The sequence below is a fragment of the Desulfitobacterium hafniense DCB-2 genome (assembly GCF_000021925.1).
Lineage (GTDB): Bacteria > Bacillota > Desulfitobacteriia > Desulfitobacteriales > Desulfitobacteriaceae > Desulfitobacterium > Desulfitobacterium hafniense.
Genome location: NC_011830.1, coordinates 965,177 through 979,876 on the forward strand (window position 1 = coordinate 965,177; position 14,700 = coordinate 979,876).

At 47.0% G+C, this 14,700-nt stretch carries 15 protein-coding genes and 1 riboswitch; all 15 genes read left to right on the forward strand.

Annotated elements, in window-relative coordinates:
* Window positions 1-52: 52 nt before the first annotated feature.
* The 15 genes from DHAF_RS04395 to DHAF_RS04465 all read left to right on the forward strand — a co-directional run bounded on the left by DHAF_RS04395 (window position 53) and on the right by DHAF_RS04465 (window position 14,562).
* Window positions 53-610 (forward strand): LemA family protein, encoded by a 558-nt coding sequence (locus tag DHAF_RS04395; RefSeq protein WP_015943071.1) that lies wholly within the window; start codon window positions 53-55, stop codon window positions 608-610.
* A gap of 35 nt (window positions 611-645) precedes the next feature.
* A complete protein-coding gene (locus DHAF_RS04400) occupies window positions 646-1,440 on the forward strand; it encodes a TPM domain-containing protein (RefSeq protein ID WP_011461834.1) in 795 nt (264 codons plus the stop codon).
* Between the two features lie 62 nt (window positions 1,441-1,502).
* Window positions 1,503-1,609, forward strand: a riboswitch (TPP riboswitch).
* Window positions 1,610-1,719: 110 nt separating this feature from the next.
* On the forward strand, window positions 1,720-2,016 hold the full coding sequence (locus tag DHAF_RS04405) for a thiamine-binding protein (RefSeq protein WP_011461833.1): 297 nt from the start codon (window positions 1,720-1,722) through the stop codon (window positions 2,014-2,016).
* Window positions 1,985-2,767 (forward strand): ABC transporter permease, encoded by a 783-nt coding sequence (locus DHAF_RS04410; RefSeq protein WP_011461832.1) that lies wholly within the window; start codon window positions 1,985-1,987, stop codon window positions 2,765-2,767. Before DHAF_RS04405 ends, DHAF_RS04410 begins: the two co-directional genes overlap by 32 nt.
* A gap of 33 nt (window positions 2,768-2,800) precedes the next feature.
* On the forward strand, window positions 2,801-3,820 hold the full coding sequence (locus tag DHAF_RS04415; protein ID WP_011461831.1) for an ABC transporter substrate-binding protein: 1,020 nt from the start codon (window positions 2,801-2,803) through the stop codon (window positions 3,818-3,820).
* Entirely contained in the window at window positions 3,801-4,565 is a 765-nt protein-coding gene (locus DHAF_RS04420) for an ABC transporter ATP-binding protein (protein ID WP_011461830.1), read from the forward strand. Before DHAF_RS04415 ends, DHAF_RS04420 begins: the two co-directional genes overlap by 20 nt.
* A gap of 130 nt (window positions 4,566-4,695) precedes the next feature.
* Window positions 4,696-5,355, forward strand: a complete 660-nt coding sequence (locus DHAF_RS04425; RefSeq protein WP_011461829.1) for a Crp/Fnr family transcriptional regulator — start codon at window positions 4,696-4,698, stop codon at window positions 5,353-5,355.
* A 199-nt stretch (window positions 5,356-5,554) separates the two neighbouring features.
* Complete coding sequence (locus DHAF_RS04430; RefSeq protein ID WP_011461828.1) at window positions 5,555-6,055, forward strand: 4Fe-4S dicluster domain-containing protein; 501 nt, start codon at window positions 5,555-5,557, stop codon at window positions 6,053-6,055.
* Entirely contained in the window at window positions 6,048-7,955 is a 1,908-nt protein-coding gene (cooS, locus tag DHAF_RS04435) for an anaerobic carbon-monoxide dehydrogenase catalytic subunit (RefSeq protein ID WP_015943072.1), read from the forward strand. Before DHAF_RS04430 ends, cooS begins: the two co-directional genes overlap by 8 nt.
* A gap of 20 nt (window positions 7,956-7,975) precedes the next feature.
* Window positions 7,976-9,244 (forward strand): NAD(P)/FAD-dependent oxidoreductase, encoded by a 1,269-nt coding sequence (locus DHAF_RS04440; RefSeq protein ID WP_005808330.1) that lies wholly within the window; start codon window positions 7,976-7,978, stop codon window positions 9,242-9,244.
* 148 nt (window positions 9,245-9,392) lie between these two features.
* Complete coding sequence (locus tag DHAF_RS04445; RefSeq protein WP_005808328.1) at window positions 9,393-10,379, forward strand: SDR family NAD(P)-dependent oxidoreductase; 987 nt, start codon at window positions 9,393-9,395, stop codon at window positions 10,377-10,379.
* A gap of 19 nt (window positions 10,380-10,398) precedes the next feature.
* Window positions 10,399-11,088, forward strand: coding sequence for a nucleotidyltransferase family protein (locus DHAF_RS04450; RefSeq protein ID WP_005808326.1), 690 nt, complete (start codon window positions 10,399-10,401; stop codon window positions 11,086-11,088).
* 156 nt (window positions 11,089-11,244) lie between these two features.
* Window positions 11,245-11,595: a hypothetical protein gene (locus DHAF_RS04455; protein WP_005808325.1), complete on the forward strand. Its 351-nt coding sequence runs from the start codon at window positions 11,245-11,247 to the stop codon at window positions 11,593-11,595.
* Window positions 11,596-11,616: 21 nt separating this feature from the next.
* Entirely contained in the window at window positions 11,617-13,317 is a 1,701-nt protein-coding gene (locus DHAF_RS04460) for an exosporium glycoprotein BclB-related protein (protein ID WP_015943073.1), read from the forward strand.
* A 153-nt stretch (window positions 13,318-13,470) separates the two neighbouring features.
* Entirely contained in the window at window positions 13,471-14,562 is a 1,092-nt protein-coding gene (locus DHAF_RS04465; protein WP_005807837.1) for a tetratricopeptide repeat-containing glycosyltransferase family 2 protein, read from the forward strand.
* Window positions 14,563-14,700: the final 138 nt, after the last annotated feature.

The following is a 14,700-nucleotide window of genomic DNA, read 5'->3' on the forward strand; positions in this document are numbered from 1 at the left end:
AAATGGTATAACAATAGATAGTAAGGAAAGAAATATGAATGGAGGAAGCGTTATGAAAAAGTGGCTGATTCCCGTAGGGATAATTATCATTCTGGCTATGATCCTGGGGTCTGGTTATAATAACTTAGTGACTCTTTCGGAGACTGTGGACAGCAGCTGGAGTCAGGTCGAGAACCAGCTTCAGCGCCGAGCGGATCTCATTCCGAATCTGGTCAATACCGTCAAAGGATATGCTGAACATGAAAGTGAAGTGTTTACGGATGTAGCTGACGCCAGATCCCGACTGATCGGGGCAGGTAGTGTGGGAGAAGCTGCTGAGGCGGACGCAGCGCTAAGCAGTGCCTTGAGCCGATTGCTGGCTATCTCTGAAAGTTATCCTCAGTTAAAGGCTGACGCTAATTTCCGGGCGTTGCAGGATGAATTGGCAGGAACGGAAAACCGCATTGCCACAGCACGCATGGACTATAATAATGAGGTTCAATCCTATAATACGAAGATAAAACATTTTCCCACTAATCTTTATGCGGGGATTCTTGGTTTTGACGAGAGAGAGTATTTTAAGGCTGATGCGAGCGCATATGAGGCTCCTACCGTGGACTTTTCCAAGTAACAACCTATTCAGACGACAATATCAAATAGGTTAGAATGAAGGGAATGAAGCCCATGAAGAGGAAACTCCTGCTTGCCGGATTGGTACTGTTCTTCCTTACTTTAGCTTTTCCTTTGCAGGCGACTACCCCTTCGATCCCGCAGCCCACCCGTGATTTTTTTGTGCTGGATGAAGCCAATGTTCTCGACTCAAACACTGAGAGAATTATTGTCCAAAACTCGGCGGAATTGGAGAAAAGGACCAAGGCACAGATCGTAGTGGTTACAGTCAACGATCTGAAAGGATATGGGCCGGAAGAATATGCTCTATCCATCTTGAGAGAATGGGGGATCGGTGATAAAAAGCTAAACAACGGGTTACTGATCTTAGTATCCCCTACGGAGGGGGAGGCCAGGATAGAGGTGGGTTATGGCTTGGAAGGGGCTCTTCCCGATGCTAAAACCGGCCAAATTCAAGATGAATACATGATTCCCTATTTTCAAGAAGGAGATTATAACCAAGGCATCTTAAATGGTTATCGAGCCTTTGTTCAGGAAGTTGCTAAAGAGTATCAAGTTGTGATGAATATTGACTCTCCTAAGGCTTTGTCTACTTCGTCTGATTATGGAGATGGAACCGATACTTTTGCTTCCCTGCCTCTTGGGGTTAAAATTCTAGCCTTTTTCGGTATCGTTTTCCTATTTTATATTGACCACCGTTATTTTAACGGCTTTATCTTCGGCATGATTATCGGCATGCTCATGAGAGGTGGCCGCGGTGGCGGAGGCGGAGGAGGATTCGGAGGCGGTGGGGGTTCCGGCGGTGGCGGAGGCAGTACACGACGTTGGTAATAACTCATTGCAAGCTTGACCTTCTTGACACCTTAAGATTAAGGTGCTATGATGCAAAAAAGAGAATAGTATTGGGGAGCTGGAAAACGGCTGAGAGGGAAACGAGTGTTTCCGACCCATTGACCTGATCTAGGTAATGCTAGCGGAGGGACTTAGGATACATGAGCTTCTGGCTCCATGTCCTGAATTGTTTGGGAAAACCTTCTGATTGCAGAAGGTTTTTTATTATGCATTACCCTCCTCAAGTGTAAAATGAAGAGGAAAGAAGGAGAAAAAGAAATGATTAATGCAAGTGTAGCTATTCAAGTATTACCGGCTGTGGAAGGACAAGAAGTGATCCGTGTGGTGGACAAGGTCATTGAATATTTAAAATCCTCAGGTCTTAATGTCTACGTAGGTCCTTTTGAAACGACTGTTGAAGGGGAATACGATCAACTTATGGAAATGGTTAAACACTGCCAGCTAATCTGCATTGAAGAAGGGGCACCCAGTGTCATGTCCTATGTAAAAATTAGCTATAAGCCGGAAGGCGGGATTTGGACCATTGATGAAAAGGTTACAAAGCATCACCAATAAGCTTTACCCAACGGCTGTACTTCTGATCTTGCTTATCTTCTGGTATCTGGTGACTCTTCTTGAAATGGTGCCAAAATTCATGCTACCATCCCCTGGGGATGTGATTCGGGCTTTAGCAGGTTCTTTTCCTGAGCTTATGAAGCACGCCCAGATCACCTTGACGGAGGCTTTCATAGGATTAGCTCTTAGTATTCTTTTGGCTTTTTGGATTGCGCTTTTGATGGATCGTTTCGATGCTCTTTATAAAGCCTTCCATCCTATCCTGGTAATTACTCAGACTATTCCCACGGTAGCCATAGCCCCTTTGTTGGTGTTATGGCTGGGCTATGATATGGCGCCGAAGATTACGCTTGTTGTTCTGACCTGTTTTTTCCCTATGACCATTGCTCTTTTAGGTGGATTTAAATCGTCGGATCAAGACGCTATGAATCTCATGCGAGCTATGGGGGCTAAAAAGTGGCAGATCTACCGGTATATTAAGCTGCCTAATGCTCTGCCCGGCTTTTTCTCAGGTTTACGTATCTCGGTGTCCTATTCTATTGTCGGCGCAGTTATTGCTGAATGGCTGGGAGGAAACAGTGGTCTTGGCGTGTATATGACCCGGGTCAGAAAATCCTATTCTTTTGATAAAATGTTCGCGGTGATTTTTTTGATCATCATATTGAGCTTAGTGCTTATGAAATGTGTGGAGCTTTTGGAACGAAAAGCTATGCCCTGGGCACAGACCGGGGAACAGCAAAATGAAGGCTGAGGGCCGAATAGTGTTTAAGGAGAATGTTGAGATATGAAAAAGCGATGCATAGCAATTCTTATGAGCGTCTTTGTGGTTTTAGGATTAGCGGGGTGTGGTGTTCAGAACAATACGATCAACACTGGGAATGAACAGCAAGGTGCACAAGAAAATAAGAAAGTCACCTTTGTCCTGGACTGGACACCGAATACTAATCACACCGGCGTCTATGTGGCTAAAGAATTAGGCTATTTCCAAGAATCAGGTTTAGAGGTGGATATTGTACAGCCACCTGAAGGGGGAGCACTACCATTGGTAGCTGCCGGAAAAGCTGAATTTTGTGTAACCTTCCAGGAGGAACTTGCAGCTGCTCTTACCTCAGACAGTCCCCTGGATATGGTAGCCGTAGGGACTATTTTGCAGCATAATACTTCGGGAATTATCTCCTTGAAGGAAGATAACATTACCAGACCGAAGGATATGGAGAACAAGGTCTATGCCACTTGGGATTCTCCTGTGGAAAAAGCCATTATTAAACAAGTCATCGAGAAAGACGGCGGTAAATATGAGGCTATCAGAATGATTCCTAATACAGTAACAGATGTGATCTCGGCTTTGAAAACCGATGTGGACGCTATTTGGGTGTATTATGGATGGGATGGCGTGGCAACAGAGGTGAAAGGCCTGGATACCAATTATTTTGCGTTCAAAGATATTGACCCTGTCTTAGACTTTTATACCCCGGTCATAGCTGCCAGTCCTCTGTATTTGGAAAAAAACCAGGACACAGCCAAATCATTTTTAGCTGCTGTAGCCAAAGGGTATGAATACGCTATAGCACATCCCGAAGAAGCCGCTGAAATTCTGGTCAAACATGCCCCGGAATTGGATCAGGAGCTTATAAAAGCCAGCCAAAAGTATTTGGCCAGGGAATATAAGGCTGAAGCAGAGCGGTGGGGATTCATCGATCAGGCCCGTTGGGATAATTTTTATGCTTGGATGGCAGATAATCAATTGATCTCCAAAAGGATTGAACCAGGACAAGGTTTTACCAATGCCTACCTACCGCAGTAAGATGGATAAGATAAAGCTTGAGACGCAAAATATCTCAAAGGGTTTTGCGGGAGAATTAACGATTAAAGACATCAATATCAGGCTCGGTGAAAAGGAGCTGGTAAGCCTCCTGGGAGTAAGCGGCATCGGCAAAAGCACTCTTTTTAATGTTATCGCCGGTGTCCTTACCCCTGATTCAGGACGAGTGCTTCTCAACGCTCAGGATATTACGGGTCAGGCCGGTAAAGTAAGCTATATGCAGCAAAAGGACTTGATGCAGCCTCATTTGACTGTGTTGGATAATGTGGCCCTCCCTCTTTTCATTCGGGGAGTAAAGAAGAGCCAAGCCCGTGAAGAGGCCTTCAGCCATTTCAAGGAGTTCGGGTTGGAAGGGGCCGAGAAGAAGTACCCCGCCCAGCTTTCCGGAGGAATGCGGCAAAGAGCGGCCTTGCTCAGAACCTATATGTTCTCTCGCGATGTAGCTCTCTTTGACGAACCTTTTTCCGCCCTGGATGCCATTACTAAGAGCTCCATGCATCGCTGGTATTTGGATCTCATGGGCCGAATCGACATGTCTGCTTTATTCATTACCCATGATATCGATGAAGCCATCCTGCTTTCCGACCGGGTGTACATTATGACCGGGCCCCCAGGAAGGCTCGCCCATGAGATTATTATCGATACCCTGCGGCCCCGGGGAGAAGAATTCCGGATATCTGATGCTTTTATGGGGTACAAGAGACAGATCATTAAGTTATTAAGCTAATAGGATTTACTACCCAAGCTCTATGAAAAGTAGAGCTTGGGTGTTTTATTTTAAAGGACTTTTTAAAATTTCCTAGAAATCTTGTATGAAATCATGTCTTTGGTACACCTGTAGAAGGGATGTGGAGCCAATGTCCAACCCTAAAACAATACCAGATCTTGATCGATTTGCTTTTTTTCACGGATTACCTCCTGCTTTTCTCCAGACCTGGAAAAGAAATTTCAGTAGGATGAGCTTCGCAAAGAGGCAAAGATTAGTTTTCCCCTCTTCCTGTTCGGATGTAATTTTCTTTGTTCTTTCTGGCAAGGTAAAAATTGCTTATACATCAGAAGATGGTAAGGAATTTGCTATTGCGATTCTTTCGGCAGGGGAGGTCTATAGCGAACATTCCTTAGCGTTGGCAACAGCCATCGAAAAAACAGAAGTTCTATATGTCAGTATGGCTGACTTTAAAGCTATGATGGATGAATGTCCGGAACTGGCCCGGCATTTGGTCCGCCTTCTGGGTAAAATTCTTCGCCTAACCAATGATTTGATTGTTGATTTAGCTTTTCGTGAGACCTCCTCCCGTCTGGCGCGTGTTTTTCGGCGTACCATGCAGGGTAAGAATGATAATGCTATTTACCTTACCCATGAGGAACTGGCATCTCTTAGCGGAAGTACACGCCAGACGATCAATGAAATCTTACGCCATTGGGAGCAGCAGGGGATCGTGGCTTTGCACCGGGGATATGTGGTGCTATTACTGCCTGAGCGACTATGGGAGAAGATCAGTCATGAATATTCATAATGAAGGGGCTTAGATTAAAAGGTACTGTTTCAGTACCTTTTGTATTTGCATTTGCTTCCCTAATCTGCCGCAAGCGGTATAAATAAAATATTCATATGTTTCGATTTAATGTCGCCAAGCTGACGGTAATTATCTGAATATTGTAATAGTATAGAGTTGTCAGAATTAGCTTGTGTATTTTTAGGTAAGGAGGGATAACGTGAAACAATTACTGGTACGCACAGAGCATTGTCTGGGATGTAAAAGCTGTGAATTGGCCTGTGCTGTGGCTCATTCCCAATCCAAGCAATTGTTTGCAGCAATCTTTGAGTCTGAACGCCCACTAAAAAGAGTCTTTGTGGAGACGGATGGGGAAGTGATTATGCCCCTGCAATGCCGGCAATGTTCAGACACACCTTGTGTTTATGGATGTATGGCTGGGGCCATGAGGATTGATTCTACGACCGGTTTAGTACAGGTTAAGCCGGAAAAATGTGTCGGTTGTTGGATGTGTGTTATGGTCTGTCCCTTCGGGGTTATTACGGAAGGGCCTGACCATCAGGTTGTAAAATGCGATCGTTGTCGGGAGTTAGCCTATGAACCGGCTTGTGTTTCGGCATGTCCGACGAAGGCCCTGCAATTTGTGGAAGTGGATGGATACGCAAGGGAAATACGGAAGTCTTGGATGAACCATCTTAAGGAGGTTGGTAACCATGCTTAATGTACGCAGCATTGATCCGGCGGCCCAGGATCTCATAAAAAAGGCCCATAAGGATGGAATTGAAACCGTTTGGGATCGCTATGATAAACAACAACCTCAGTGCGGATTTGGAAGTTTAGGAGTCTGCTGCCGTCACTGTATTCAAGGACCTTGCCGGATCGATCCCTTTGGGCAAGGCCCGGATAAAGGAATTTGCGGCGCTACAGCTGATGTGATCGTGGCTCGGAACTTGCTTCGCCAGGTGGCTGCCGGGGCTGCAGCCCATGTGGATCATGCTTATGATGCCGTAGAAGCTCTAGAGCTGGCGGCCCAAGGCAAAATCGATTATCCTATAGCAGATGCCGGAAAGTTGAAGGCGGTCGCGTCAGGATTAGGAATAGATAGTGAAGGTAAAGAACCTGATGCGTTAGCTTTGGAAGTGGTTCGTGTAGCCTATGGAGATATGGGAAACCATCATAATCGTCCTATGAAATGGGTGAGTGCCCATGCACCAAAACAACGTCTCGAGGTATGGGAGTCTTTAGGGATCATACCCCGGAATCCGGATCGGGAAATTCGGGAGGCCATGCATCAGACCACTATGGGAATGGATGCAGATCCGGTAAACCTTCTTTTAGCGACGGCTAAGCAGGGATTGGTGGATGGCTACGCCGGCCTAAAGCTGGCAACAGATATGCAGGATATTTTATTCGGAACACCGGCTCCTGTGGTGACCGAAGCCAATTTAGGAGTACTTAAAGAGGATTATGTAAACCTGATCGTTCATGGCCATGTTCCCCTTCTTTCCGAAAAAATTGTCCAGTGGGCGAAGACTCTTTCTCCTGAAGCAGAGGCAGTGGGAGCCAAAGGAGTCCAGGTGGCTGGAATCTGCTGCACAGGCAATGAAGTTCTCATGCGTCAAGGAGTTCCTTTGGCTACGAATTACCTTGCTCAAGAATTGGCTATTGTCACCGGGGCAGTGGATGCCATGGTCGTCGATGTCCAATGCATTATGCCCTCCTTGAGCCAAATCTCCTCTTGTTATCATACGGAATTGATCACCACTATGCCGATTGTGAAGATTCCTGGAGCCACTCATGTTCCTTTTGCTCTGGAAAAAGCCGATGAAGCAGCTCAGGAGATCGTTAGGAAGGCCATTGGGGCGTATGCCCGCCGGGATCCCAACAAGGTTCATATACCTGATTATCGGGCAAAGATAATTGCCGGCTTTAGCGTGGAAGCCATTGCAGGCGCTTTGGGCAAGCTGGACCCCGTTCAACCTTTAAAGCCATTAGCGGATAATATTGTTAACGGCAATATCGTTGGTGTCGTGGCTACAGTAGGCTGTAATAATGTCAAGGTGACTCAGGATATCTTTCATGTGGAGATGGTCAAAGAACTTTTGAAGAACAATGTCCTTGTCGTGGCGACCGGCTGCTCCGCCCATGCTTTGGCTAAAGCAGGGATGATGAACTCCGAGGGGACCGAAAGATATGCCGGAAATACCCTCAAAGCTGTTCTCAGGGCCATTGGAGAGGCTGCTGGTCTTGGTGCTCCACTTCCCCCGGTGTTGCACATGGGGAGTTGTGTGGATAATTCCCGCATCGGTGATTTAGTCACAGCACTAGCTAATTATCTCGGTGTGGACTCGGCCGCTTTGCCTGTGGCAGCCAGCGCCCCTGAACCCCAGCATGAAAAGGCTCTCAGCATCGGGACTTGGGCTGTGGCCATGGGAATAACTACTCATTTGGGCGTTATACCTCCTGTCCTGGGCAGCAAGCAGGTGACAGAACTCCTCACTGTAGGTCTTACAGAAGTTATCGGTGGGAAATTCTATGTAGAAACAGAACCTCAAAAAGCTGCTCTGGGGCTTATTGAGGATATTCGGAAGAAACGGCAGGCATTGGGCTTGGATCAATAAGCCTTGGGGAGGAAAAACTTATGAACTATATCATCATCGGTAACAGTGCCGCTGGGCTTTTTGCTGCAGAAGGGCTGCGAAAGGTTGATTCTCAGGGGAAAATAACAGTCCTAACGGCAGATCACTATCCTCCCTACTCCCGGTGTCTGACCACTTATTACTTAGCCGGAGATATCAGAGAAGAACAGCTCTTTCTGCGTACGACCGAGGAACTGGCGCGATTGAATCTTAATACCCATTATAGGGTCAGGGTAACAGGACTTGATCCGGAGGGGCAAAGGGTTAGTACGGCTTCCGGTGAAGTCTTCGACTATGATCGATGTCTGATAGCCACCGGAGCTTCAGCAGTCAGCCTGGATATTGCCGGAGCCGCCTTGCCTGAAGTATTTACCCTGCGTCATCTGGAAAATGCCAAAGCTATCCAAAAGTTCATTAAAAAAGGACGAAAGGCTGTTATTATCGGAGGCGGATTAGTGAGTTTAAAATCAGCCTACGCCTTACGAAAGCAAGGGATGGAAGTCCATGTGATAGTTTCCTCAGGATATATCCTATCCCAAATGCTCAATTCATCGGCAGCTGAAAGGTTGGAGGAACATCTTAAAGATCATGGTATCCATATCAGCCTCAATTCGGATGTAGCTGCCATTAAAGGAAAAGAGCATGTAGAAGCGGTTGAACTTAAATGTGGCAGGATAATTGATACGAATTTAGTAATCATAGGCAAGGGAGTTCAGCCTAATGTTGAGCCATTTCTTAACTCAGGTCTTAAAATAAACCATGGTATCCTGGTCAACGAGTATTTGGAAACCAATCTCCCCCATGTGTACGCAGCAGGGGATGTGGCAGAAACCTGGGACTTTCTTCGGGAATGTCCACGTATCAATGCCGTTTGGCCTAATGCCACGGAACAGGGGAGAGTCGCTGCTTTGAATATGGCCGGTAGAAAAACCATCTATAAGGGTTCTATGGGGATGAATTCAGTGGATTTCTTCGGTTTAAGGATTATCTCAGGGGGAGTCATTACCCCCCTCGCGCATAAGAAGGACATTGAAAATGCTCTTCCTTGGAAAGTAACAGAAGGTCAGGAGAGCTGGTCGAAGCCTTTGGCAAAGGCATCTACCTATCAATCACTGATATGGAAAGGAAATTATCTGAAAGGCTATGTTCTAATCGGGTACCCCGAGCGGGCGGGGCTCCTTACAGCGATGATTCGGACTCAAGAGCCCCTTGCTCCGGAAGTGCAAAGGAATATTGAGGCGGGAAACAGGAAAATAGTGAAGCTTAAGTAACAAAAAGAGTGACATCTGAAGATTTCGGGTGTTGCTCTTTTTCTTACTTAGAAATGTCCTTCTTGCCAATAGCTGAGCATGCAAAAAGTGTCAGATATTCGTGAATAGACATAAGATGTAGAGATACGGTAGAAGGGAGAATGGCCTAATGTGGAAAGGTAAAAAAGTTTTAGTTACAGGTGCAGGTGGCTTTATCGGCAGCCATTTAACTGAGGCTTTAGTCAAAGCAGGAGCCGATGTTCGTGTATTTATACGTTATAATTCCCGTGATGGGCGAGGAAATCTGGAAGATCTGGAGCCTTCACTCCTTAATCAAATTGAAATCATTGCTGGGGATTTGCGTGATGCTGATGTGATCGATCGGGCTGTCAAAGGAAATGATGTGGTTTTTCACTTAGCGGCTTTAGTGGGTATTCCTTACTCCTATAAAAACCCACGTGAAGTGGTTGAGACTAATATTTTTGGTACCTTTAATATTCTTATAGCAGGGCGTGATCATGAGGTAAGCCGGGTTGTAAGTACCTCTACCAGTGAAGTGTATGGTTCCGCTCAATATGTACCCATTGATGAGAATCATCCTCTCCAAGGGCAGTCTCCCTATTCTGCCAGCAAGATCGGGGCGGATAAATTAGCGGAAAGCTTTTACGCTTCCTATAATCTTCCTGTGGCCACGATTCGTCCTTTTAACTGTTACGGGCCGAGACAATCAGCTCGGGCAATTATCCCCACGTTAATTACTCAGGCTCTGGCAAGTTCAGAGATTAAGCTTGGTAATCTTGAAGCCAAACGGGATTTTACCTTTGTATCCGATACCGTGGCAGGATTTATGGCGGCTGCTCTTTCGCCGAAGACAGTGGGTAAAGTTATTAATGTGGGCTCTGGTCAGGAAATCTCGATCGGTGAGCTTGCCCAAATTATCCTTGAAACAACCCAAAGCTCTGCTAAGCTGGTCATTGACCAGGAGAGGGTTCGTCCGAGCAAAAGTGAAGTCAACCGACTCTTAGCTGATAGCCGCTTAGCTAAAGAAATTATGGATTGGGAACCCCAGGTTTCCTTGACAGAAGGAATTCTAAAAACCATGGCCTGGATCGAAAAAAATCTGGATCGTTTTCAGATAGGAAAATACCAAATCTAGCAACGAAGAAGGGGATGCGATGCAAACCATAATATTAGCTGGCGGAAGAGGATCCCGGCTGGATCCTTATAGCCGGATTTTACCCAAACCCCTTTTTCCTATAGGGGATAAGCCCATAGCAGCTATCTTAATTGAGCAGCTTAAAAAAGCTGGAACAGATGAAGTAATTATGTGCTTAGGTTATCTTTCAGATCTATTAAAGACCTATTTTCAGGACGGCAGTGAATTCGGGCTGACTATTCGTTACTCAGTAGAGTCTGAGCCTTTAGGAACAGCAGGCCCGTTAAAAGGAGTCGAGGGTTTGCAGGATAATTTTGTAGTCGTCAATGGAGATGAGTTAACCACTTTGGATTTTCGTGCCCTCTATGAGCACCATAGGGCAGTACAGGCAGATATGACCGTTGCTGTCCAGAAAAAGACCACTCACTCTTCTTTTGGTGTTCTGGAAATTCAAGATGGCCAGGTTATTGCTTATGCGGAGAAGCCAACTCTTAATTACTGGGCTAGCATGGGAATCTATGTGATCAATAAAGATATCCTTTCTTATATCCCGGACAATGAAAAATATGACATGCCCAATTTGGTTCAGTGCCTTATCCAAAATGGAGCGAAGGTCAGCAGCTATGAGAGCCAGGATCTTTGGTTTGATATCGGAACCCTAGGCGATTTAGAAAAAGCCAAAGAGCAATTGGAGAAGTTTAAGTTCTAAAAAGAGCAGGAGTTCCTTTTTCTCAAAGGTATTGAGGATTACTTCGTTATGCTCAGCATACCAGAATTAAAATTATAAACATTTTTTTCCAAAAAAGGTAACCCATAAAGGACAAGAGCCATAAGATAGAGTGAAGTTAAATTAAGGAGGTGTAACATGGCTTTTTTAACGACGGGTTTGATCGATAATACTCCTGTTTTCGGAGTTCGGCCAAGTTCCTCCCTTTCTGTTTTGGTCACGAACAATGTTGATACTTTAGAATCGGTGCTGCTGAGAGGTTATTACCTGAGTGGTAACACGAAAATATTGTATGTGGAAGAGTTGTTCAACATTGGACCGGCAGAAGTTGTGTTAAGGAACTATTTCGCAGACTTTGACGGAATTGAGTTCCAATTCATTGTCAGTTCCCAGGGTGTCAATGCGACCCTATGGGGGAAAGATGCGGAGGGAAATTTGCAGACGGCGCATAGAGTCGTCGCTCAAGAACTAGATGAATTGGATATTTGAAAAAAGTAAGGAGATGTTGGGATGGCAGAGTTAACCACCGGTTTGATAGACAATTTTCCGGTTAATGGGGTGCGCCCCTCAGTATCGGTAGCCATTAGAATTACCAATGATGGTGATTCAGTAGAGATGGTTGAAATAATAGGCTATTATCTCAATGGCCTCTTCAAAGAGGTATATGTTTTAGAAGAGCTTAGCATTATTCCCGGTGAGGTTGTGCTTAGGGAGTATTTTGCTGATTTAGATGCCTTCGAATTTGTATTCTCCACAAGCTCCGAAACGGTAGTCATATCAGTTTGGGGTAAGGATGCTGAAGGAAATTTGGTGGATGCTCATCGGGTACTCCCGGCTGAGTTGGATTCACTGGAACCGGTAATAGGACCAACCGGAGCCACCGGTGCAACGGGAGCCACAGGAGACACAGGAGCCACAGGAGCCACCGGTGCAACGGGAGCCACAGGAGACACAGGAGCCACAGGAGCCACCGGTGCAACGGGAGCCACAGGAGACACAGGAGCCACAGGAGCCACCGGTGCAACGGGAGCCACAGGAGACACAGGAGCCACAGGAGCCACCGGTGCAACGGGAGCCACAGGAGACACAGGAGCCACAGGAGCCACCGGTGCAACGGGAGCAACGGGAGCCACGGGGGCCACCGGTGCAACGGGAGCAACGGGAGCCACGGGAGCCACCGGTGCAACCGGAGCAACGGGAGCCACGGGAGACACAGGGGCCACCGGCGCAACGGGAGCCACGGGAGATACAGGAGCAACGGGAGCCACGGGAGCCACCGGTGCAACCGGAGCAACGGGAGCCACGGGAGATACAGGAGCCACCGGTGCAACGGGAGCCACAGGAGATACAGGAGCCACCGGTGTAACGGGAGACACAGGAGCCACCGGTGCAACGGGAGCTACAGGAGACACAGGAGCCACCGGTGCAACGGGAGCCACGGGAGACACAGGAGCCACCGGTGCAACGGGAGCCACAGGAGACACAGGAGCCACCGGTGCAACGGGAGCTACAGGAGACACAGGAGCCACCGGTGCAACGGGAGCTACAGGAGACACAGGAGCCACCGGTGCAACGGGAGCCACAGGAGACACAGGAGACACAGGAGCCACCGGAGCAACGGGAGCCACGGGAGACACAGGAGCCACCGGTGCAACGGGAGCTACAGGAGCAACCGGAGCCACAGGTGAGACCGGAGCAACCGGGGCTACTGGCGGCGGAGCCGTTATTCCGTTCTCATCAGGAGATCCCCTGGCAGTCACCACTCTTGCGGGTGGACTCGTAGGTCTGCCTGGATTGATCGGATTCGGGTCCTCCGCCCAAGCGTTGACGGTTCTGGGTGCCACTATTGATCTCAGCGGCCAGACCAATTATGCATTTTCCATGCCACGGGACGGCGTGATCACGTCACTGGCCGCATATCTCAGTGCAACAGCTGCGCTGGCGTTGCTTGCCCCTTTGACCTACACCGTTCAGCTGTACAGCTCACCGTCTCCGGATGATGTTTTCAGCCCCGTGCCAGGAGCTGTGGTCGACATTACAATTACCGGTCCGATCGCCGTTGGGGATACCTTTAATGGAATTGCGACGGGTCTGAGCATCCCGGTCACCGGGCAAACGCGACTGCTCCTCGTGGTCAGCGCTACTGGAGGCGGACTTGTAGCAGGAGGAACGGTTGCGGGATATGTCAGCGCGGGCCTTGGCATAGAATAAAATCAGATAGTTATGCTTTTTCGCATCAGCAGCCGGAGCTCAATTGAGCCTGCTTAAACTTGACTAAGACGCTGACAGTGGTAGAAAAGGGAATCCAATAAGCGGATTCCCTTTTTATCTAAAAGAGGATTGTATCGTTAGGGGAGGAGAAATATGCTTGAAAACCCTATTTCTATCAGCTTGTGCATGATCGTGCGTAATGAGGAAAAGACAATTGCGCGCTGTTTAGATTCTGTATGCGATATTGCCGACGAAATCATTATTGTGGACACAGGTTCTACAGACCGCACTAAGGAAATTGTGGCCAGGTACACGGATAAAATTTTCGACTTTGCTTGGATCGATGATTTCGCGGCAGCCCGGAATTATGCCTTTAGCCTTGGGACAAAAGAATATCTTCTCTGGTTGGATGCAGATGATGTTATCTTAGAGTCGGACCGTCTTAAATTTCATAATTTAAAAAAAAATTTGAACCCTTCCATTGATGTGGTAAATATGCATTACCTGCTGGCTTTTGACTCATCAGAAAATCCAACATTCACGCTGAGAAGGAACCGGTTAGTTCGGCGAGGCAAGAATTTTCGCTGGAAAGGGGCAGTTCATGAGTATCTAGAGGTCAGTGGCAACATTATGAATAGTGATATTGCTATAGCTCATAAATCTGAGGAACATGATTCTGAGCGCAATTTGCGCATTTATGAAAAGCGTTTGGAACAAGGTGAAGAATTTTCGCCAAGAGATCTTTATTATTTTGCCAACGAACTTTATGACCATAAGCAATATGAAAAGGCTGTCGAGTATTATGAAAAATTCCTTAATACGGAGAAGGGATGGGTAGAAGATAATATATCCGCTTGCGGAAAACTAGCCGATATCTATAAACTACTGGGAGATTCGGCCAATGCCCAAGCCTACCTCTATAAATCTTTTGATTATGATACCCCCAGAGCAGAATTCTGCTGCCGAATTGGTTTTAATCACTTGAATGCAGGGAAATACCAGCAGGCAATTTTCTGGTATAAACTTGCGTCAGAACTTGAAAAGCCGACGAACAGTTGGGGACCTAAGAGTGAAGCCTGTTGGACCTATTTACCTCATCTGCAGCTTTGTGTTTGCTATGATCGGCTGGGCATGCACGAGCTTGCCTACAAGCACAACGAAATCGCCAGAGATTATCGTCCGGACAACCCCCAAATTCTTCATAATAAAAAATATTTAGAGGGAGTATTAGGCTTGAAGGGATAGGGAAGAATGGGTCACTATTAAGCTCCAGGGGGGCATCGCTGGGCTACTTAAAGTAGCCGGCGATGCTCCTTTTTCGTATCTTAAACTAACCTATCCCATAAAAAAGGGGCCGGCCTGTGGGGCAGCCCCTTAGGGTCA

Coding starts and splice junctions, on each gene's coding strand:
- DHAF_RS04440 (WP_005808330.1), top strand. CDS start 7,976: ATGAACTATATCATCATCGGTAACAGTGCCGCTGGGCTTTTTGCTGCA.
- DHAF_RS04450 (WP_005808326.1), top strand. CDS start 10,399: ATGCAAACCATAATATTAGCTGGCGGAAGAGGATCCCGGCTGGATCCT.
- DHAF_RS04405 (WP_011461833.1), top strand. CDS start 1,720: ATGATTAATGCAAGTGTAGCTATTCAAGTATTACCGGCTGTGGAAGGA.
- DHAF_RS04445 (WP_005808328.1), top strand. CDS start 9,393: ATGTGGAAAGGTAAAAAAGTTTTAGTTACAGGTGCAGGTGGCTTTATC.
- DHAF_RS04460 (WP_015943073.1), top strand. CDS start 11,617: ATGGCAGAGTTAACCACCGGTTTGATAGACAATTTTCCGGTTAATGGG.
- DHAF_RS04415 (WP_011461831.1), top strand. CDS start 2,801: ATGAAAAAGCGATGCATAGCAATTCTTATGAGCGTCTTTGTGGTTTTA.
- DHAF_RS04455 (WP_005808325.1), top strand. CDS start 11,245: ATGGCTTTTTTAACGACGGGTTTGATCGATAATACTCCTGTTTTCGGA.
- DHAF_RS04425 (WP_011461829.1), top strand. CDS start 4,696: ATGTCCAACCCTAAAACAATACCAGATCTTGATCGATTTGCTTTTTTT.
- DHAF_RS04465 (WP_005807837.1), top strand. CDS start 13,471: ATGCTTGAAAACCCTATTTCTATCAGCTTGTGCATGATCGTGCGTAAT.
- DHAF_RS04420 (WP_011461830.1), top strand. CDS start 3,801: ATGCCTACCTACCGCAGTAAGATGGATAAGATAAAGCTTGAGACGCAA.
- DHAF_RS04395 (WP_015943071.1), top strand. CDS start 53: ATGAAAAAGTGGCTGATTCCCGTAGGGATAATTATCATTCTGGCTATG.
- cooS (WP_015943072.1), top strand. CDS start 6,048: ATGCTTAATGTACGCAGCATTGATCCGGCGGCCCAGGATCTCATAAAA.
- DHAF_RS04400 (WP_011461834.1), top strand. CDS start 646: ATGAAGGGAATGAAGCCCATGAAGAGGAAACTCCTGCTTGCCGGATTG.